Source organism: Xenorhabdus sp. TS4, from assembly GCF_014467265.1.
Taxonomy (GTDB): Bacteria; Pseudomonadota; Gammaproteobacteria; order Enterobacterales; family Enterobacteriaceae; genus Xenorhabdus; species Xenorhabdus ehlersii.
In genome coordinates this window covers 15,532-34,685 of the sequence record NZ_NKHQ01000005.1, presented here as the reverse complement: position 1 = coordinate 34,685, position 19,154 = coordinate 15,532, and the positions used below count along the sequence as shown (strand labels likewise).

18 protein-coding genes and 1 riboswitch are annotated in these 19,154 nt (G+C 44.7%); of the genes, 9 read left to right on the top strand and 9 right to left on the bottom strand.

Annotated features, from left to right (window positions below; all coding sequences use genetic code 11):
* Positions 1 to 26: 26 nt before the first annotated feature.
* A complete protein-coding gene (gene nudF / locus Xets_RS03730) occupies positions 27 to 668 on the bottom strand; it encodes an ADP-ribose diphosphatase (protein WP_187651165.1) in 642 nt (213 codons plus the stop codon).
* Between the two features lie 218 nt (positions 669 to 886).
* Between nudF and tolC the strand changes: the two genes are divergently transcribed.
* From tolC to Xets_RS03715, 3 genes are all read left to right on the top strand, one after another.
* Positions 887 to 2,251, top strand: coding sequence for an outer membrane channel protein TolC (gene tolC, locus Xets_RS03725; RefSeq protein ID WP_099133011.1), 1,365 nt, complete (start codon positions 887 to 889; stop codon positions 2,249 to 2,251).
* A 187-nt stretch (positions 2,252 to 2,438) separates the two neighbouring features.
* Complete coding sequence (locus Xets_RS03720; RefSeq protein WP_187651199.1) at positions 2,439 to 3,110, top strand: DUF1190 family protein; 672 nt, start codon at positions 2,439 to 2,441, stop codon at positions 3,108 to 3,110.
* Between the two features lie 6 nt (positions 3,111 to 3,116).
* Positions 3,117 to 4,277, top strand: a complete 1,161-nt coding sequence (locus Xets_RS03715) for a glutathionylspermidine synthase family protein (RefSeq protein ID WP_099133009.1) — start codon at positions 3,117 to 3,119, stop codon at positions 4,275 to 4,277.
* A 5-nt stretch (positions 4,278 to 4,282) separates the two neighbouring features.
* Here the strand turns inward: Xets_RS03715 and ygiD are convergent, their stop codons facing one another.
* Both ygiD and ribB read right to left on the bottom strand, forming a co-directional pair.
* On the bottom strand, positions 4,283 to 5,059 hold the full coding sequence (gene ygiD, locus Xets_RS03710) for a 4,5-DOPA dioxygenase extradiol (protein WP_099133008.1): 777 nt from the start codon (positions 5,057 to 5,059) through the stop codon (positions 4,283 to 4,285).
* 315 nt (positions 5,060 to 5,374) lie between these two features.
* Positions 5,375 to 6,028, bottom strand: coding sequence for a 3,4-dihydroxy-2-butanone-4-phosphate synthase (gene ribB / locus Xets_RS03705; protein ID WP_099133007.1), 654 nt, complete (start codon positions 6,026 to 6,028; stop codon positions 5,375 to 5,377).
* Between the two features lie 118 nt (positions 6,029 to 6,146).
* A riboswitch (FMN riboswitch) is annotated at positions 6,147 to 6,332 on the bottom strand.
* A 170-nt stretch (positions 6,333 to 6,502) separates the two neighbouring features.
* Between ribB and Xets_RS03700 the strand changes: the two genes are divergently transcribed.
* Complete coding sequence (locus Xets_RS03700; RefSeq protein WP_099133006.1) at positions 6,503 to 6,769, top strand: accessory factor UbiK family protein; 267 nt, start codon at positions 6,503 to 6,505, stop codon at positions 6,767 to 6,769.
* Between the two features lie 96 nt (positions 6,770 to 6,865).
* Here the strand turns inward: Xets_RS03700 and hldE are convergent, their stop codons facing one another.
* The 3 genes from hldE to Xets_RS03685 all read right to left on the bottom strand — a co-directional run bounded on the left by hldE (position 6,866) and on the right by Xets_RS03685 (position 12,242).
* On the bottom strand, positions 6,866 to 8,290 hold the full coding sequence (gene hldE / locus Xets_RS03695; RefSeq protein ID WP_187651164.1) for a bifunctional D-glycero-beta-D-manno-heptose-7-phosphate kinase/D-glycero-beta-D-manno-heptose 1-phosphate adenylyltransferase HldE: 1,425 nt from the start codon (positions 8,288 to 8,290) through the stop codon (positions 6,866 to 6,868).
* Positions 8,291 to 8,379: 89 nt separating this feature from the next.
* A complete protein-coding gene (gene glnE, locus Xets_RS03690) occupies positions 8,380 to 11,226 on the bottom strand; it encodes a bifunctional [glutamate--ammonia ligase]-adenylyl-L-tyrosine phosphorylase/[glutamate--ammonia-ligase] adenylyltransferase (RefSeq protein ID WP_187651163.1) in 2,847 nt (948 codons plus the stop codon).
* A gap of 44 nt (positions 11,227 to 11,270) precedes the next feature.
* On the bottom strand, positions 11,271 to 12,242 hold the full coding sequence (locus Xets_RS03685) for an inorganic triphosphatase (RefSeq protein WP_099133003.1): 972 nt from the start codon (positions 12,240 to 12,242) through the stop codon (positions 11,271 to 11,273).
* Between the two features lie 304 nt (positions 12,243 to 12,546).
* Here Xets_RS03685 and Xets_RS03680 point away from each other — a divergent pair, with 304 nt between their 5' ends.
* Entirely contained in the window at positions 12,547 to 13,167 is a 621-nt protein-coding gene (locus Xets_RS03680; protein WP_099133002.1) for a TIGR04211 family SH3 domain-containing protein, read from the top strand.
* A gap of 15 nt (positions 13,168 to 13,182) precedes the next feature.
* The gene (locus Xets_RS03675) at positions 13,183 to 14,340 is read left to right on the top strand and encodes a multifunctional CCA addition/repair protein (RefSeq protein WP_099133001.1); all 1,158 of its coding nucleotides are present in this window, start codon (positions 13,183 to 13,185) and stop codon (positions 14,338 to 14,340) included.
* Between the two features lie 56 nt (positions 14,341 to 14,396).
* Here the strand turns inward: Xets_RS03675 and folB are convergent, their stop codons facing one another.
* Positions 14,397 to 14,750: a bifunctional dihydroneopterin aldolase/7,8-dihydroneopterin epimerase gene (gene folB, locus Xets_RS03670; protein WP_187651198.1), complete on the bottom strand. Its 354-nt coding sequence runs from the start codon at positions 14,748 to 14,750 to the stop codon at positions 14,397 to 14,399.
* 109 nt (positions 14,751 to 14,859) lie between these two features.
* Here folB and plsY point away from each other — a divergent pair, with 109 nt between their 5' ends.
* The 3 genes from plsY (at position 14,860) to Xets_RS03655 (ending at position 16,120) form a co-directional block, all read left to right on the top strand.
* Positions 14,860 to 15,519 carry a glycerol-3-phosphate 1-O-acyltransferase PlsY gene (plsY, locus tag Xets_RS03665; RefSeq protein WP_099133000.1) on the top strand — a complete coding sequence of 220 codons (660 nt, stop codon included), beginning with the start codon at positions 14,860 to 14,862 and terminating at the stop codon, positions 15,517 to 15,519.
* 14 nt (positions 15,520 to 15,533) lie between these two features.
* Complete coding sequence (locus Xets_RS03660; protein WP_099132999.1) at positions 15,534 to 15,785, top strand: hypothetical protein; 252 nt, start codon at positions 15,534 to 15,536, stop codon at positions 15,783 to 15,785.
* A 98-nt stretch (positions 15,786 to 15,883) separates the two neighbouring features.
* Positions 15,884 to 16,120, top strand: a complete 237-nt coding sequence (locus Xets_RS03655; RefSeq protein ID WP_370588202.1) for a hypothetical protein — start codon at positions 15,884 to 15,886, stop codon at positions 16,118 to 16,120.
* Positions 16,121 to 16,214: 94 nt separating this feature from the next.
* Here the strand turns inward: Xets_RS03655 and Xets_RS03650 are convergent, their stop codons facing one another.
* Positions 16,215 to 17,942 (bottom strand): ABC-F family ATP-binding cassette domain-containing protein, encoded by a 1,728-nt coding sequence (locus Xets_RS03650; protein WP_099132998.1) that lies wholly within the window; start codon positions 17,940 to 17,942, stop codon positions 16,215 to 16,217.
* A 257-nt stretch (positions 17,943 to 18,199) separates the two neighbouring features.
* The gene (locus Xets_RS03645) at positions 18,200 to 19,105 is read right to left on the bottom strand and encodes a transporter (protein WP_187651162.1); all 906 of its coding nucleotides are present in this window, start codon (positions 19,103 to 19,105) and stop codon (positions 18,200 to 18,202) included.
* Positions 19,106 to 19,154 lie beyond the last annotated feature (49 nt).

The window sequence follows — 19,154 nt, the reverse complement described above, 5'->3', positions numbered from 1 at the left end:
GCACACTTCCCATTTTCCAACGTAAATTAGGAATGATTACCCAACCACTTTTTCCTAAGTTTTTCATGGTGCAATGCCAGCCACTGTATTGCAATAACTGAAGCCGCATTATCGATAATACCTTCTTCTACCCATTGATAAGCCTGTTCACGACTCACAACCAGAACACGGATATCTTCATGCTCACCTTCCAGACCATGAACCCCTGATGCAGTGGCGGCATCAACTTCACCGACAAAGATATACATACGTTCTGTCGTACCGCCAGGGCTGGAAAGATAACTTAACGCAGGCTGACAGCGCTTAACCTCAATCCCTGCCTCTTCCACGGCTTCGCGACGGACGACCTGTTCTGCGTCTTCTCCCTCTTCGATCATGCCGGCAACCACTTCCAACAGCCACGGCGTATGACTGGTTTCAATCGCCGGAATACGGATTTGTTCAATCAAAACAACTTGATCGCACACCGGATCATAAGGCAACAAAATGCCGGCATGACCTCGCTCAAAAACTTCACGTTTAATGGTTTCACTCCAACCACCGCGAAATAAGCGATGCTTGAATTGATATTCAGTCATTTTAAAAAAACCACGATAAAGCGTTTTTTGAGAAATAACTTCGACGTCTTGTTTAGTAAAAGTATATGGCAATGCAAGGTTTTTACTCATAAAATCTCCTGATTAGTTTTTAAAATTTCCTATTATTAAAAGGTATTTTTTCATATTGATCTAAATAAATTCATTTTGATGATACAAACAAGCAGAAAAATGAGGCAATATGGCACAAACAGCCACCCTACCCTGCTGGCATTCTCTGCTAGAATCTGTGGTATTCGTTTTTATGCAGAGGCAACTTAAGCAAAATAGCTGCACAACAAGGAACGCAAATGAAAAAATTGCTCTCTCTTTTTATTGCTATGAATCTGGTAGGTTTTAGTACTTCAAGCCATGCTGCGGATTTACTCCAGATTTATCAGCAGGCAAAAGAAACAAACCCGGAATTGCTTAAGGCACAAGCTGACCGCAATTCAGTGGTTGAAAAGATTAATCAAGCTCGTAGTACTTTATTGCCTCAATTGGGGCTGAGTGCAGAAGTTAATTATGGTAAGGGCTTTCGGGACTCCAGAAATTCAGAATCTCATGGCACAGATGCGGGTCTGCAACTGACGCAAACCATCTTTGATATGGCGAAATGGAATCGTCTGAGTCAAGCAGAGAAAGATGCAGGTATTGAAGACATCAAATTTCAAGCCGCTCAACAGCAATTAATTCTCAATACTGCGCAAGCCTATTTTGATGTTCTGAATAAAATTGATACATTAACCTTTACCGAAGCTCAAAAAGCCTCACTGTACCGTCAACTGGATCAAACCACTCAGCGTTTTAATGTCGGTTTAGTTGCCATTACCGACGTGCAGAATGCGCGCGCCCAATATGACTCAATTCTGGCAACCGAAGTTTCTGATCGCAACAATCTGGAAAACGCGCTGGAAAAACTACGTATGATTACAGGCGCTTACTACCCACAGTTGGCTGCACTGAATATTGATCAGTTCAAAACCAAACAACCAGAATTGGCTGATAAAGTGCTGAAAGAAGCAGAAACCCGTAACCTGAACCTGCTGTCAGCCCGCTTAATGCAAGATTTAAGACGCGAGCAAATCAAAGAAATGCAGACAGGTTATATGCCAACGGTTAATTTAAGCGCAGGTACAAGTATTTCTAACAACCATATACGCGGAAATAAACGAGCAGATGAGTATAGAGGCGGTAATAGCGTTAAGCTGTCTTTGAACTTACCGCTATTCAGTGGCGGAGCTACCTATTCTCAAGTAGAACAAGCAAAATATAATTTTGTCAGCGCCAGCCAAGATTTGGAAAACACTTATCGTAAAGTGACACAAGAAGTGCATTCCTCCACCAATAACATTGCTGCCGCAATCAGTAGTGTTGAAGCCAATAAACAGGCAGTACTCTCTGCGCAAAGTTCATTGGATTCAATGGAGGCCGGTTATCAGGTAGGAACCCGTACTATTGTTGATGTTCTGGATTCGACAACTAAACTTTACCGAGCCAAACAGGATCTGTCTAAAGCACGTTACGACTACTTGCTTTCCCTGTTACAGAATAAACAGGCGCGCGGCGTTTTGAATGAAAATGATTTGCTAGAGTTGAATAAGATGTTAGGCGCGCAAATCTCAACCTCTGCCAGCAGTATCATTAAAGAGATGAAAACGCCGTCAGTTCGCTGAATTAATGCACTATCGTTCTCAATTGAAAAACGTTATATTAAAAACGCTATACTAATAAAGAAAGCGGCCCGCGATTGCGTGAGCTGCTTTTTAACACATCCCTGAGAGCCACACCCATTGAACACAATAAAATGGGTTATAGCTCTTAATCTTATCAGATACCCTCAAGATGGATGCCCCTATGACAATGAAACGGACAAAAGAGATAAACCGCGATTCTTTCCGTAAAACGTGGCGAAGCTATCGCCTGACACCTGTAGCGCTTGCTGTCAGTGCTGTTTTTATGCTTGCTGCCTGTGAACAAAACGATGAAACGGTATCACTCTATACCAATGCCGATGAGTGCTCCCAGGCGAATCCTTCTCAAAGCGAACAATGCAAAACCGCCTATAACAACGCCCTGAAAGAAGCGGAAAAAACCGCACCGAAATATGCGACTCGCGAAGAGTGTGTGGCTGAATTTGGAGAACAACAATGCACGCAAGCCCCTGCTCAGGCGGGAGTCGGTCAGGCTCAGGCACAAAGCAGTAGCAGCAGTTTCTGGATGCCTTTGATGGCAGGTTATATGATGGGACGCTTAATGGGCGGTAGCTCTGCACCATCACAACCGCTGTTCACATCACAATCGGCTTCCAGCCCAGCCAATGGCAAATTTGTTGATGCAACAGGTAAAAGCTATGGCCCTGCTACCGCAGGTGGTCGCAGCATGACCGTGCCAAAGACGGCGATGGCACCAAAACCAGCAACCACAACTACGATTACCCGTGGTGGGTTCGGTGAATCTGTGGCGAAACAATCTGCCATGCAGCGTTCGTCTGCCAGCTCAAGTTCCAGTTCTTCCCGTTCTATGGGTGGTTAATCAAAGATGAAACGCATTGGTATTACCGAGCGCCCCGATTGGCGCGAAAAAGCAGCAGAGTTTGGTTTTAATTTTCACACGATGTATGGTCAGCCTTACTGGAGTGAAGACGCTTATTACCAGTTCACGTTGAACCAAATTGAAGAAATTGAAGATGCAACGGCAGAACTGCACCAAATGTGTTTGCAGGTCGTGGAAAAAGTGGTCGATAGTGAAGAACTGCTGACCAAATTCCAGATCCCAAAACACTGTTGGGAATTTATCCGTTCTTCATGGGTAACCAGTCAACCTTCGCTCTATTCCCGTCTGGATTTAGCCTATGATGGCAAAAATCCCCCTAAGTTGCTGGAAAACAATGCCGATACCCCAACGTCACTGTATGAATCGGCTTTCTTTCAGTGGATCTGGCTGGAAGACCAGATTAATGCCGGCAACCTGCCGTCAAATGCTGATCAGTTTAACAGCCTACAAGAAAAGCTGATTGAGCGTTTTGCACAGTTACGTGAAAAACATGGGTTTAGCCTGCTGCACATGGCCTGCTGTCAGGATACTGAAGAAGATCGTGGCACCATCCAATATTTGCAGGATTGTGCTGCGGAAGCCGATATTCCCACAGAGTTCCTGTTTATTGAGGATATCGGGCTGGGTGAGAAAGGGCAGTTTACTGACTTGCAGGATCAAGTGATCAGCAACCTGTTTAAGCTGTATCCGTGGGAATTTATGTTGCGTGAGATGTTTTCCACCAAGCTGGCTGATGCTGGTGTCCGTTGGCTGGAGCCAGCATGGAAAAGCATTATCTCCAACAAAGCACTGCTGCCAATGCTGTGGAAAATGTTCCCAAATCATCCTAACCTACTGCCTGCCTATTTTGCGGATGAACGCCCTTCAGACATGAACAGCTATGTCATTAAGCCACTGTTCTCCCGCGAAGGGGCTAATATTCGCATCATTGAAAACGGCCGGGAAATCGCCAGTGCGGATGGCCCTTATGGAGAAGAGGGCATGATCATCCAACAGTTCCACGCATTACCGAAATTTGATGGTAACTATGCCCTGGTCGGTAGCTGGTTAGTGGATGATCAATCTGCGGGTATCTGTATCCGTGAAGACCGAGAGTTAATCACCCAAGATCTGTCACGCTTCTACCCGCATATTATTTTGGATTGACTCAATCAGCCAATCTGAATCGATAACATACTTAAAGAGCCGTCTTCAATCCCTTCAACTGGCGTTGAAATTGGCTCTTTTTTATTCCATGTCCCCATCACATACAACAATGGCAGGAAGTGTTCTGGTGTTGGGTTAGACAATTGACCATCTTCCCTGTCCAAAGCATTAAACAGAGGATGAGGCTCTTCCATGCTGGTTAAACTTTCACGCACAAACTGCTCAAAAGAGAGTGCCCAGGGAAAAGGTTCTGCTCCCAATTTTTCGGCCGGCAGGTTATGCACAATATTTCCACTGCCCATGATTAAGACGCCTTCATCTCGCAGTAACGCTAATTTTTTACCTATTTCATAATGAAAAGACGCAGGTTGATTACGATCCATGCTCAGTTGGACAACCGGAATATCGGCATCAGGATACATTTTTGCCAATATTCCCCAAGATCCATGATCCAATCCCCATTTTTCAAAATCAGTCTCGACTTCAATCGGTTCAAGGATATCCTGTACCAATACAGCTAGTTCAGGAAAACCTTTAGCTGGATACTGTTTTTCATGCAATTCTCTGGGAAAGTTACCAAAATCGTGGATAGTTCTGGGCCGTGTCATCGTTGTCACGGCTGTACCATTCGTGTACCAGTGCGCAGAAATCACCAGAATCGCCCTTGGCCTAGGTAATTTCTTCCCCAGTTCAAACCAAGCACGTGAGTAACAGTTATCTTCAATGGCATTCATTGGGCTGCCATGACCAATGAACAAAGCAGGCATTCTCAGGAGACTCATTTTCGCCCCTTATACAACAAATTAAACATTCGAATAATGAATTCGGATTATGATAAAAAAATTATGACAGGATTAAGACATTCCTTCCTTGAATATCGTCAATCAAAAATGATGGCGTGTCTTAGAAATACTGAAAGGCTACAGGGTGTGGACTGTAGCCTTTCAACGTACATGCGTATGGCTCCCCGTCTTTCAAGCTACCATACAACTGCATGGCAACCCAAAATCTGTTGAGTATAACCGATATTTCCTGCCCTAATCTGTTCTCTATTCAAATTAAAAAAACAGTATTATTTAGGGACCTTTTAAAACCCGTTAGCTGGCTGCCTTTGCCATTTTTAAACGGTAATCTACCAAATCCTCAATAGTGACTATCGGCATATTATGCTGCTTTGCGAATTCAATGACTTCAGGGGCTCGAGCCATTGATCCATCGTCATTCGTCAATTCACATAACACTCCTGCTGGTTTGAACCCCGCCATTCTGACCAAATCAATAGTCGCTTCGGTATGACCACGACGGGTTAAAACCCCTCCCGGTTGCGCGCGCAGAGGAAAAACGTGTCCAGGTCGGCTCAGATCACTGGGTTGTGCGTCATCTGCAATAGCGGCCTGGATTGTGGTGATGCGATCTGCCGCAGATACACCTGTTGTCACGCCTTGTGCAGCTTCAATTGAGACGGTGAAAGCGGTTTGATATTGGCTTGAGTTATTTTCCACCATCATGGGCAGTTTTAACTGCTGACGGCGCTCTTCGGTCAAGCACAGGCAAACAATTCCACTACCGTGGCGGATAGTTAATGCCATTTGTTCTACCGTCATTGTTTCAGCGGCGAAAATCATGTCACCTTCATTTTCACGATTTTCATCATCCAATACCATCACGCCCTGACCCGCACGCAAAGCAGCAAGCGCACGTTCAACACGTTCAAATGGCGTCCCATATGAGGAAAGTAGCGTCTGATTCATGGTAAAGAAACCTCTTTAAATGTATGGATTACCAGAATCAGGGCAATTTTGAGGAGTTCGTGCTGCACGAAAATATGGCAACAGAAACAACAGACGAGCGCAAACACTCGATTGATGCTGTTATTCTCTCCCATCCGGACTATCACCGTCGGCTCCAGAATCACACTGGATCTGCTGACCTCTGTTTTATCCCCAAAACAACAAAGGGATAATGACAAACAGAGCGCTCGCGGGCTGCATAAAATGATTATTCGACATTTTACGTTACCGCCGGTAGGGACTTTCACCCTGCCCTGAGATAAACGATTTCACTATAGCGCTAATAATCGGCAGGAGCAATCAACAAAATCAAATATGAAACCTGGCTCTCAATCATTTATGCTTTCGTCATGGGGTATTAAAATACTGCCAAGACCATTACGCTATAAAACATGCACTATAAAATACACTTACATTATATAAAGGATAATTATTATGCTTGATCCAAAGAAAATTGAACAAATAGCCCGCCAACTCCATAACGCCATGCCAAAAGGTGTTAAAGAATTTGGCGATGATGTGGAAAAAAAATTGCGTACTGTTCTGCAATCCCAGTTGAGCAAGTTGGATCTTGTTAACCGCGAAGAATTTGATGTACAGACACAAGTCTTGTTGCGCACCCGTGAAAAACTGGCGGCAATGGAACAACGCTTGAATGAATTGGAAGCTCGCCTTGAAGAAGCAGACAAGAAAACTCAGTAGGCGAAATAATGTGGTAAGAGAGAATGCCATGAAGACAATTGCGTGAGGTGATATGCCGCTATGCGCCAAAAAGCATAACGGCACATGATGCCAAACTTACTGGCTCTTAATGGTTTTAATGATATTGGTTGTGGAAATACCATCTTCGAAGTTTAATACCTTAACCTCGCCACCCGCAGCCCAAACCTCTTCACTACCGGCAATCTCTTCAGGCTTGTAATCCCCACCTTTGACCAAAATATCCGGTAGGATATCCGCGATTAAGCGCTGCGGTGTATCTTCCTCAAATGCCACAACCCAGTCCACAGATTCCAACGCTGATAACACTGTCATACGTTGTTCCAGCGGATTCACCGGACGGGTTTCCCCTTTCAAACGCTTGGTGGATGCATCACTATTGACGGCAACGATCAAACGATCTCCCAATTTACGGGCGTTGGATAGGTAAGAAACGTGCCCCGCATGGAGGATATCAAAACAACCATTCGTCATGACAATCCGTTCACCACGCTGACGCGCCAGTGCAACAGCTTCTGTCAGTTTGGCTTCACTCATTACGCCAAATCCGGTTTCTGCACGTCCACGCACTGCATTTTCCAGCTCAACCGGTGACACAGTGGACGTACCTAGTTTGCCAACCACCACACCCGCTGCCACATTGGCAAGGTAACAGGCTTCGTTTAACGGCTTGCCAGCGGCTAATGCCGTTGCCAAGACACCTATCACCGTATCTCCTGCACCCGTGACATCAAAAACTTCCTGTGCCTGAGTCGGCAAATGCAGGGGGGGCTGCCCAACCCGCAATAAACTCATGCCTCGTTCAGAACGAGTGATCAACAGCGCTTGCAGCGCCAAATCCTGTACCAGCCTCGTGCCTTTCTGCACTAAATCATCATCATCCTGGCAGTGTCCTACAACCGCTTCAAACTCTGACATATTTGGCGTTAGCAATGTTGCGCCACGATAGCGGCTAAAATCGCTGCCTTTTGGATCGATCAGTACAGGAACATTGGCTTCATTAGCGAGCTTAATCATCGCCTGAATCTGGCTTAGCGCTCCTTTAGCGTAATCCGACAGTACTAACGCGCCAATATGGGGCAAGGATTGCTGAATTTTTTCCAACAGCGGTTGGGCATCGATATTCTGGAAGCCCTCTTCAAAATCCAGACGCAACAATTGCTGATTACGCGATAAAACACGCAGTTTCGTGATAGTTGGATGAGTTGGGACAGAAACAAAATCACAACGGACTTTCACACTACTGAGTTTCTCACTCAATGCCCGCGCTGCATCATCAATGCCCGTTAAACCTACCAAACGTGAATTCGCCCCCAAAGAAGCAATATTCATGGCTACGTTAGCCGCACCTCCAGGGCGCTCTTCTATGGTTTCTACCTTAACCACCGGAACGGGTGCTTCCGGTGAAATGCGGCTAGTTGGGCCGTACCAGTAGCGATCTAACATAACATCGCCAACAACCAAAACACCTGCGCGGTGAAAATCAGGGAGTGTTACTTTCATCCCATGCTCCAAATATCAAAATAAACTGTTGCGGATATTACCATAACCAGACTTAGTGCCAGTCAACTCGATCAGGAAAAGCAACGGCATCAGCAGCGATACTCTAACCATTTTTGCCAGCTATCACGTACCAATGCTTGCTGCTGGCTGAAATATCCAGCAGAAACTCGGCTGGATAACGCCTGCAACGCTAAATGATGCAATTCATCACGCATAGTAATGTAAGCCTGCGTCAGCGCCATCGCCTCCTGCTCGTCCATAATATTATGCTGCGCCATTAATTCGAAAATTCGCACATTATCAGACCAGCGAGTCAGCCTGATATTTTCTGGTGCATAACGCAGCACCTGATACTGAGCAATAAATTCAATATCCGTGATCCCCCCCGGATCAGCTTTGATATCAAATTGATCTTGCTGCTGACTGCCCAAGTGCCGATACATTTTTTCTCGCATCTCACGCACCTGTTGACGCAAAAGATCAGGATCACGGGGAAGGCATAATGTTTCACGGCGAATGCGTTCAAAATCACGCCGCATTTTCTCATCACCGAAAACCATGCGTGCACGAACCAACGCCTGATGTTCCCAGGTCCACGCTTCATTTTTTTGGTAATCATCAAAGGCTTCAAGGGTACTGACCAACATGCCCGATTCACCGGATGGACGCAAACGGGCATCAACGTCATACAATACCCCCGACACAGTTCGGGTACTGAACAAATGTAGGATGCGTTGAGTAAGGCGCAAATAAAATTGGCGAGCCTCAATGGAACGGGCACCGTCTGTCATCACTCCCATTGGGCAATCCAACAAGAACACCAGATCCAAATCAGAGCCATAACCGAGTTCCCAGCCACCTAATTTGCCATAACCAATAATGGCAAAGCCCAACCCCTGCCGCTGGGATAAATGAGCGGGGGCGCCATAGCGTTTTACCATTTGGTTCCACGCCAGCCGTACAACAGCCTCAATAATGGCTTCCGCCAGATAAGTCAGATGATCACTTACCTTCATCACAGGCAAGACGCCCGCAATATCTTCTGCTGCGATCCGCAATAGTTGTGCCTGCTTAAATTGACGTAAAGCCTCCAGCAATTGCTCTTCATCATCCTCAGGGAGCCGCAATAAATATTGATAAAGCTCATCACGATAAGCTTCCATCGGCAACGGTTGATACAGTGATTTGGGATCGAGTAGCTCATCCAGCAACAACGGATGACGGGCAAGCTGGCTGGCGATCATCGGAGAAGCAGCACAGAGCCGGATAACATGAACCATGACCAGTTCTGATTCCAGCATCAGTTCCAGATAAGTCGTGCGACTGACAATACTGAGCAACAGGGAAATAATCCGCTCTAAAACGATATTGGCATCTTGCCTGACTGCAATTTCTGCTAACAGACGTGGCATCAACTGGTCAAGCACATCCCTTCCCCGTGGGCCAATGGTGCGCTTACTGACGTCCCGACGGAAAAGCGTCATTACATCAAGCATCTTCTGGGCTTTTTCTCTATCAAGATGAGGAATCAACGCGCTAAGTTCATCTACATGCAAGGCTTCCTGCCATAAGCTCTTAAACGGGATATGGCTAGCCTCCTCATTCTGCTCTTCTACTTCATCGCCGATCAACTGTTGGAAAATACTTCGCACCGCACTCATTTTACGTTCGGTTTCTGCCATTAATTCATCCCAATTGGCAAAATTCATGCCCCAAGCAAGACGGGCACGATCTAATTCATTATCCGGTAAAGTTTGCGTTTGTTGGTCATGAATAGATTGCAACAGGTTTTCAAGCCGCCGTAAAAACAGGTAACTTTCTTCAAGATGCTTTAATTTTTCCGTTGGCAATAAAGCTAAGTCATTGATAGCCTTTAATGTTGGCAATAATGAGCGGGATTGCAGGCTCGGCTCCCTTCCCCCACGAATAAGCTGAAAGACCTGGGTGATAAACTCAATTTCACGGATCCCACCTGCGCCTAATTTAATATTCTCTTTTAATCCCCGACGACGGACTTCCCGCTCAATCATACCCTTCATATTGCGCAAGGATTGAATTGCACTGAAATCAATATAACGGCGAAAAACAAACGGGCGCAACATCTGGCGCAGTTCCTGACAATAAACCTGATCATCATTGCCCAAAATGCGTGCTTTCACCAAAGCATAACGTTCCCAGTCACGCCCTTGTTCCTGATAATAATCTTCCAATGCCGGAAAGCTGAATACCAAAGGCCCACTGTCACCAAATGGACGTAATCTCATATCAACACGATAAACAAATCCGTCTACGGTTTTTTGATCCAACACCTTAATTAATTTCTGGCCTAATCGAGTAAAGAACTGAGAATTATCTATTTCTCGACGCCCACCTTGCGTTACACCATTTTCTGGATAAGCAAAAATGAGGTCAATGTCAGAAGAGAAATTAAGCTCTCCGCCCCCCAATTTTCCCATTCCCAAAATCAGCAGCGGCTGTGCCACTCCATCGCTATTAGTAGGTGTTCCCCAATCCTGACAACAACGCAGATAAAGCCAATCACGGGCAGCGATAATCAAAGTTTCAGCCAACATGCTTAATTGCTGTAATGTCTGTTCTGTCGTACTGCTTTGCAATGCCTGCGACCATGCAATCCTGACCAAAATCCGATGGCGGAAAAAACGTAAACACCGCATCAAACCATTTTCATCATTTACCACCAGCAGCGCTTGTCCCAGCCAATGGGAATAACGTTGCCACTCTTCCGGTTGGGGGGGATTTTGGCGAATATCCTCTAGCCATGCAGGATGTGATAACACGTTTTCTGCCACAAACTCACTCAATGACAGCACCGCCTGTTCAGCCGATGAAAAGGGCGTTATTGTTCCCTCTAATGGTGAAAAATTCGCAATGATATGCTGTAATTGTCGGGCTAAAGGTGATGAAAGTGGCTGCATAACTGGTTTTTCCTTATGACTGTTTTTTTAATAACAAAAGGGGATTATCGGGGCTGAGCCAGCAACCACTGCATTAATGCCAGCTTACATTGCAACCAAGAAGTGCTATAACACAGTGTTTCAGAATACAATGTTCCAGCCTCCGCATTGTTCATGGATAAAGCAGCCTTTAACTCCAGCAATAAATCCAGAATCGGTAAACGTTCAGTTTGTCTTTTTGTCAGTTCTATCATCCATTGCAAAACCTGCGCCAATCCCGTTTTCCCTTCTGGCAACCCCGCCAGCCATCCTTCTTCTTGCTCCTGCCATTGCGCCAAAATTTCAGGCAGAAGCACAGACAATGGCTGCTGCCATTCCAACTCTTTCGGTAATTTTGGTGATGTTTTATGAGACAAACCATGAACAAGCGCATATCCTCGTGCAGCCTTGCTTTTATTTGCTAAACGCAGGCCGTTCTGTGACGCCAGTTTGTTTGCTAATGACAGAATATCGATGATATTTCCATTTTTTAGTTCCAGCTCAAATTCACAAATAGGTGACGTTTGATCTCCTGAATCTTTATTGCCAGAAAAAATAGTTCCCTGATCCAATACCACTTCAATTTCACTTTCTCCATAAGTCACAAGCCATTTTTCACGGTTAAAGTCGGTACTGAATAATTCAGCCAATTGTGCCTGTAGATAAGCGAGATCGGTATTTTCAGGCCAGATATAGTCGGGAAACAACGTCAGGTCTAATTTAGGTTGGTACAAAGGGATATTGAATTCAGGACGTTGGTGTAACCCACCTATCACTTTACCTGCGGTTTTGATGGTCATCTCATAGTGCCCGTCAAACCCACGGATACGTAGCCCCATATCCCAACGCCGCAATTGATTATCAGGCGTCTCAAAATAAATATTAGTCAGGTGTTGTGGTGAAGTGTAATCATGAGGAAACTGAAATAATTGCTGGCGAACTGCCGGTATCGCATCAGGCTTTACGGACAGTTTCAATTCTATTTCTACAGAACTCATATTTTTTATTCCTCAATGGATATTACAGAATTTTTTTCTTAATCCTGTTCACACTTTCTTTCACAGATGAAAAACTTTTCACAGAAGAGAAAAATAAACCACAATAGGGTGTTATCTCAACAAACATCACTTTCACTTCGCCAAAAAAAACCTCAAAAGGCTTGTATTCGGCCAGTTGATATCGCATTCATTCTGGTTTACTGATTGCACACACAAACTTAACTCTTTACTATCCTTTGAGTAGTTTAAATTACGATTAGTCCATACTTGATTGATCCATACACAGAGAACAGTTGAGCACAGAATGCAAAAACTACATCAATTATTTATCTTGTTATTGAGTTTCACTCTTCCATTATCCGTACACGCTGAAGAAAAACGCTATGTCTCCGATGAGTTATCAGCTTACATTCATAGCGGCCCAAGCACTAAAAACCGTATCATTGGCTCATTGAATGCCGGCGAAGAAGTCATATTAGTCAGCCCTAAATCAGATAATGGTTTCCTGCAAATTCAGGACCGCAAAGGGCGTACAAGCTGGATACTCGCAAGTGAACTCAGCGCCATTCCAAGCCTGCGTGAACGCCTTCCTGCAATGGAACAAGAGATCAAAACACTGACTGGGAATCTGGCCACTATTGACGATAAGTGGAATAAGCGTACCGCTGAATTGCAGAACAAAGTGGCAAACAGCGATAAGATCATCAGTGATCTGAAAAAAGAGAATGCCCAGCTCCAGAGTAAATTAACTGTGGCTGAGAAAAAGGTAGAAGTTGCCAATTTGCAGTTGGATGATAAACAAAGAGAGATCATCTTGCAGTGGTTTACCTATGGCGGTGGGGTTGCGGGAATTGGCCTGATTCTGGGGCTTATATTGCCACACATTATCCCTCGCCGAAAAAAGAAAGATCGTTGGATGAGCTGATTTAAGGAAACAAGAGTGAAAGTCTATTTGGTTGGTGGCGCCGTTCGCGATCAATTATTGGGTTTGCCCGTCACCGAACGGGACTGGGTTGTCGTTGGCAGCAACCCAGAGGAACTACTGTCTCAGGGATATCAACAAGTTGGGAAAGATTTTCCTGTTTTCCTGCACCCTAAGACCCATGAAGAGTATGCGTTGGCTCGCACTGAAAGAAAATCCGGGCAGGGATATACCGGTTTTACCTGTTATGCTGCCCCCGATGTGACGCTGGAAGAAGATCTGCTGCGCCGTGATTTAACGATTAACGCTATTGCACAAACTCGTGAAGGCGCATTAATCGATCCCTATCATGGCGCCAATGATCTCAAAAATCGTATCTTGCGCCATGTTTCCTCTGCGTTCGCAGAAGATCCATTACGTGTGCTGCGTTTAGCGCGTTTTGCGGCTCGTTTTGCCCATTTAGGCTTTTCAATTGCACCAGAGACGCAAGCGCTCATTACAGAAATGGTCGCAAATGGTGAATTATCCTCATTGACCCCTGAACGCGTTTGGCGGGAAACTGAAAAGGCGCTCACTTCACAATCACCACAAGTCTACTTTCAGATTCTGCGTGCTTGCGGAGCATTGGCTGTACTCTTGCCTGAAATAGATAACCTGTTTGGCGTTCCTCTGCTTGAACATGATACCGGGCTTCATTCATTGCGCGTGTTGCAAATATCCACCCAATTGAGCGAAGAGACAGACATTCGTTTCGCCTCACTATGTAGCCATATCGCAATAATGCCACTGAAACAAATGTGCGAACGACTGCGCATTCCCAACTCGGCACGCGACCTAGCCACGATTGTGACGCAATATCACAATTGGGTACATACTGTAGAACAATTACCGCCAGAAACCTTGCTGAGCTTGTTTAATGCCGTGGATGCCTGGCGCAAACCACAACGCATTGAACAACTGATTACCTGTAGCGAAGCAGACAACCGTGGATACCCAGGAGCAGAAACTTCACCCTACCCACAAGCTGATTATTTACGTGAAATGTTTGCGATTGCCAGCCAAGTCAGCGTCCAGGAAGTGATTGCCCGTGGATTTCAAGGAGCCGAGATTCGCACAGAATTGGAACGTCAACGACACATTGCCATCGCCGACTGGAAACAACAATCGATTGATTAAATTCACCCATCAATTTAGCGCCCCAAACCATTAATTAAATTGGGACGCTTTTTCAATTAGCCCGCACTTCGCTCAATCACTACACCTACACTTTTTGCATGTGCAACCGCACCTGGTTTACCGACCTTAACCTTGACCCAAGGAGAGTGAAATTGGTTTAGCAAAATACCTGCCACTTCTTCTGCGACCCGTTCGACCAAAGCAAAACGTTGGCCTGCCATATGATTAATAATCGCCTCACTCACCTTGGCATAATCCAGACAGTGCTCAACATTATCACTGGAAGAGGCTAGTTTGTTGTCCCATCCCATTTCGATATCGAACACTAATTTCTGTTTAATTGTTTGTTCCCAGTCATAAACACCAATAGTGGTAATTACGGTTAATTCTTCAATAAATACGATATCCATCACGACCTTTTCCCCATTTTTCGGTTCGCCAGATACCACTTCCGACGAAATGTGCGTATTATCCATTGTTAGACTTAAGAAAACGACCCTTATTCATTGGAGATATCTTATGAGTGCAATCGCGCTTGGCATGATCATCTTCGCGTACTTATGTGGCTCTATATCCAGCGCGATATTGATCTGCCGCCTGGCAGGGCTTCCCGATCCCCGTCAGCATGGTTCCGGCAATCCTGGGGCAACAAATGTACTGCGCATCGGTGGTAAATGGGCTGCATTGGCAGTGCTGGTTTGTGATGTCCTAAAAGGGCTAATACCCGTTTGGCTGGCATACAAACTCAACGTTTCCCCATTTTATTTAGGCATTACCGCCATTGCTGCCTGTCTGGGGCATATTTATCCCATCTTTTTCCATTTCAAGGGAGGGAAAGGCGTTGCAACCGCTTTCGGTGCCATTGCTGCCATAGGTTGGGATCTGATGGGATTGATCGCGGGGACATGGATGCTAACAGTGTTGCTAAGCGGCTATTCCTCATTGGGTGCCATCGTCAGTGCATTAATTGCACCTTTCTACGTCTGGTGGTTCAAACCTGAATTCACTTTTCCTGTTGCCATGCTGTCATGTCTGGTACTTGTGCGTCATCACGATAATATTCAACGCCTGTGGCGAGGGCAGGAAAGCCGCATCTGGCAGAAATTGAAAAAGAAACAGGAAATGACCGATAAAGAGAAAACTCAAGCAATTAAAGAGCAAGAGCAGCAAGAGGACTGACGTGGAGAAAGCCTATGAAAGCACTTGTTTATCATGGCGTCGGCAAAATACGCGGGGAAGGAAAAGTACAATCCCAATTCATTTGCAATAGTCCACTTTACCAGAGCCTATACGTAGCTTTGTGTAATTATGGGCGAAAAACAGTTACAGGCTTTTTTCTGGCAGGTGTTTTTTCAGCTCTCCGTGTCACCGGGTTAATGCTTAGCCCGGTGACACGAAGAAGACAAGCACAGCGCGTCAGTATTTTCCTAAACAAATCAAAATAATTGCTACCTCATTGAGCAAGAAACTCTTTCTGGCTGGCAATTAGTTTGCACCATAGACTTTACCCGAACCTCAGCCAATCAAAGAAAAACCCCGAACAGTGAAACCTATTGCTGAACGCATCGCAACAATGCTCGCTACAGCTATTACGGGCGAATCTCAATATCTGGTGAAAAAGGGGTTGCAATGCCCCAATCAGCGGTTATTGAAAGATGGCTCTTTATTGCGGGTGGTTCAGACGCTGGACGGCACAATTACAGGCGCACAGGCCATCAAACCAAACGGTGAAAAACGCCTTGTTGCTGGTACTCAAAAAAGGGAAGTTTTATCCCCATAATCATTTCATTCCATACTATTGTATAAATAGATGGCCTTGCCTGAGCAGAAGACGTGAAGCGCCCCACATTAAGAGCGCAGTCAATCATATGAATTCATCCTAGTATTTCATAAAGCTTCTTAATTTCCTTTCTCCAGCTCTCCTGATTTTTGGGCTTCTGGTGCTTCGGTTTTCTTGCCAAATCCTGCGCCAGATTTTGCTCCAATACCACAATACGTTGCAGGATCTCTTCCTCATCTGCTAATGCTTCCGCCCCTTCAAGCGCGCTTTCCTGATCTTTAACCACTTCTTTTTGATAAGGGATCACTTTTTCATTAAGAAACTGATAATACCCATCACTGGATGTGACCTCTTCCAGTTTGCCATTGTTAATCAGCCAAAAACGGTTAGCGACGTTATCAATAAATGCCCTATCATGCGAAGTGATTAATATCGTCATCTCGTTATTAATTAATTCATTCTCCAATTCCATTTTGCCAAAAATATCCAGGTGGTTTGTTGGCTCATCGAGGATCAGGAAATTGTGCTTATTTAATTTCAAAATCAAAAACATTAATCGGGAACGTTCGCCACCACTTAATCGCCCCACCAATTGGTTAAAATCTGCATACTTAAAACCTGTCGCAATCAGTTGCTGTTTACAGGTGATATCATCGATATTCGGTGTGTTATTTCTGACTGCATCGAAGATCGATTCATTCAGCGGAATTTTTTCCAATTCCTGATCGAGATAACCCAGATTACACTGCGGAGAGAAGGTATTTGTGGCCTTGTTATAGTCCTCAACCAACGTATGAATCAGAGTGGATTTCCCCACGCCATTATCACCTAATAAGGCGATTCTATCTCCGGGGCGGATATACAAGCCATTAATTGAAAATAAAGGATTAAATTGCCCATCCTGGTGATAGCCAATCCATCTTTCCCCAATTTGCAGCATATTTTTCGATTTTATCGAGTCGGCATCCAACGATAATCGATAAGTTTCCCCTTCGGTTATTTTGGTTTTACTCTTTTCGAGTTTTTCTGCCCGTTTTTCCATCGACTTGGCTTTTCTGGCAAATTTTTCGTTATCGTGGATTTTTCCCCATAATGCCAAACGGTTGGCACTCTCCTGTATGCGCTGAATGTTCTTTTCTTCCGCTTTCAAACGTAATGCATCCGCTTTATCTTTTTCTTGTAAGGCAATAAATGCCTGGCTAAATGGCAAAGAAAATGCCGTCAATTGTCGGTCACGCAAGAAAATCGTCTGGTTGGTGACGTTATCCAGAAAATTTCGGTCGTGGGAAACGATAATAAACGCGCTCTTTAGGCTGTTATTAAAAAAGTCCTCGAAAAATTTCAGGGTATTGGCATCCAAATGGTTACTGGGTTCGTCAAATAAAATAATATCGGGCTCTACAATCGCACTCATGGCAAACATCAATTTTGTTTTTTGCCCACCACTGAGATCAGCAACTTTTGTCGTAAAATCAGCATCCTGAAAACCAAAATCATAAAGCATGGATACCGCTTTGTAGTCACCATATTCATCTATTTGTTTTACTTTCTGGGAAATAGATTCAAACAAAGTCATCTCAAGCAATGCGTCGTCAATAAACTGAGATACCATCTCCAATTTCAAACCATTAACATATTCGATGACCCCATCATCCGGTTTTTCAATGCCTGCCAGTAGCTTAAGTAAATGGGTTTTTCCCGTACCGTTATAACCAACCAAAGCAATTTTATCGTTTTCTTTAATAGTTATAGAGAGATGACTAAATAATGGTTTTGAATTAATACTAAAGTTAACTTTATTACAATGAATCAGCGTTGACATTTTTATGCCCCCATCGTAAGACCTTTATTAATCTCAGAATGTTGATTATTTCCAGTCAAAACTTATATATTCAAAGAAAAGTCAGGTCAAGTTTTCATCATAATAAATGAAGGGATAACTGCGACGTTTTTTATATTTTAATGTGATTATTTATTAAGGTAACTAATTTATAAAAATAAACGCTACTCATATTATTGAGCCGCGTTTATTTTTATTTGTAACCACGTTACTTGCTCTCTCTATCAATAGATACATCCTTAAAATGGAATAGCCGTTTTTAAGAAAATTTGGGCACCCGATGGGCGATTACTGACGACAAAGTCTTTCTGCCACTTCAAAGTAACCAACCAGCCTTTATCATTGGCATAGCGAATAGAAGGACCAAAACCCACCGCCCTTGCTTTACCCTGTGCGGAATTTGGCCCACTATCATGAGTGGCCTGCTGAAAAGCGTAGCCGCCAACGCCCACAACCAACCCGTTGCCAAATCCCCAACCCAGTGCATAATCTGCATGAAGTGCCTGGCCGGAAGTTGTTTTGGTGTCCTTGTTGCGGAAGTTGACATCATACATCACTTTTAAATCTGCATTGATGCCGCTAACAGGGAAATAGCTGATCGCCCAAACAGGCTGGGCTGTCCAATAGTTTTTCCCCAGGCTGGAAAGATCGTTGCGGTCATAGTGGCCTGTCGGCGCGTTAATATTCAAGCCAATAACATAAGCCAAATCTGGGGCGGGATGGTAACCCAAGGCGGGGCCAAAGGTGATATCCCCTATCCCTTTGCTGTTGTCATATTTGCCAGCGGCATCAGCGGTGACATCCAATAATGGCACGATAGCATGATAAGCCAGTTGGCCGCCAAAGACCTGCTTCTCGGTCACCCAAACCAATCGAGGGGCAAGGACATTCACGTTGACTTTAAAACCAGGAACAAGGATCAAATCGCCGTGATTGCCCCTAAGCTTGGTATAGTGAATATTGCCACCATAAAACAGGGCATGAATGCCTGTGAGCGGTAAAGCACCGGACAAGTAATTATCCAGACCATCAGGATAGGCGCCAACACCACCTTCTGTTGCCATAGCGGAATGACTTACCATAGCTAAAAAACCTGGCAGTGATAAAACTGCTGCATAAAAGAGCCGTCTGAATTTTGACGTCATATAATCCTCCTCTCTGTAAGAGATGAATTGATAAAAAATGAAATGATTG

Bases quoted from the DNA above. Each gene is read 5' to 3' on its own strand.
- nudF (WP_187651165.1), bottom strand. From the start codon at position 668: ATGAGTAAAAACCTTGCATTGCCATATACTTTTACTAAACAAGACGTC.
- tolC (WP_099133011.1), top strand. From the start codon at position 887: ATGAAAAAATTGCTCTCTCTTTTTATTGCTATGAATCTGGTAGGTTTT.
- Xets_RS03720 (WP_187651199.1), top strand. From the start codon at position 2,439: ATGAAACGGACAAAAGAGATAAACCGCGATTCTTTCCGTAAAACGTGG.
- Xets_RS03715 (WP_099133009.1), top strand. From the start codon at position 3,117: ATGAAACGCATTGGTATTACCGAGCGCCCCGATTGGCGCGAAAAAGCA.
- ygiD (WP_099133008.1), bottom strand. From the start codon at position 5,059: ATGAGTCTCCTGAGAATGCCTGCTTTGTTCATTGGTCATGGCAGCCCA.
- ribB (WP_099133007.1), bottom strand. From the start codon at position 6,028: ATGAATCAGACGCTACTTTCCTCATATGGGACGCCATTTGAACGTGTT.
- Xets_RS03700 (WP_099133006.1), top strand. From the start codon at position 6,503: ATGCTTGATCCAAAGAAAATTGAACAAATAGCCCGCCAACTCCATAAC.
- hldE (WP_187651164.1), bottom strand. From the start codon at position 8,290: ATGAAAGTAACACTCCCTGATTTTCACCGCGCAGGTGTTTTGGTTGTT.
- glnE (WP_187651163.1), bottom strand. From the start codon at position 11,226: ATGCAGCCACTTTCATCACCTTTAGCCCGACAATTACAGCATATCATT.
- Xets_RS03685 (WP_099133003.1), bottom strand. From the start codon at position 12,242: ATGAGTTCTGTAGAAATAGAATTGAAACTGTCCGTAAAGCCTGATGCG.
- Xets_RS03680 (WP_099133002.1), top strand. From the start codon at position 12,547: ATGCAAAAACTACATCAATTATTTATCTTGTTATTGAGTTTCACTCTT.
- folB (WP_187651198.1), bottom strand. From the start codon at position 14,750: ATGGATATCGTATTTATTGAAGAATTAACCGTAATTACCACTATTGGT.
- plsY (WP_099133000.1), top strand. From the start codon at position 14,860: ATGAGTGCAATCGCGCTTGGCATGATCATCTTCGCGTACTTATGTGGC.
- Xets_RS03660 (WP_099132999.1), top strand. From the start codon at position 15,534: ATGAAAGCACTTGTTTATCATGGCGTCGGCAAAATACGCGGGGAAGGA.
- Xets_RS03650 (WP_099132998.1), bottom strand. From the start codon at position 17,942: ATGTCAACGCTGATTCATTGTAATAAAGTTAACTTTAGTATTAATTCA.
- Xets_RS03645 (WP_187651162.1), bottom strand. From the start codon at position 19,105: ATGACGTCAAAATTCAGACGGCTCTTTTATGCAGCAGTTTTATCACTG.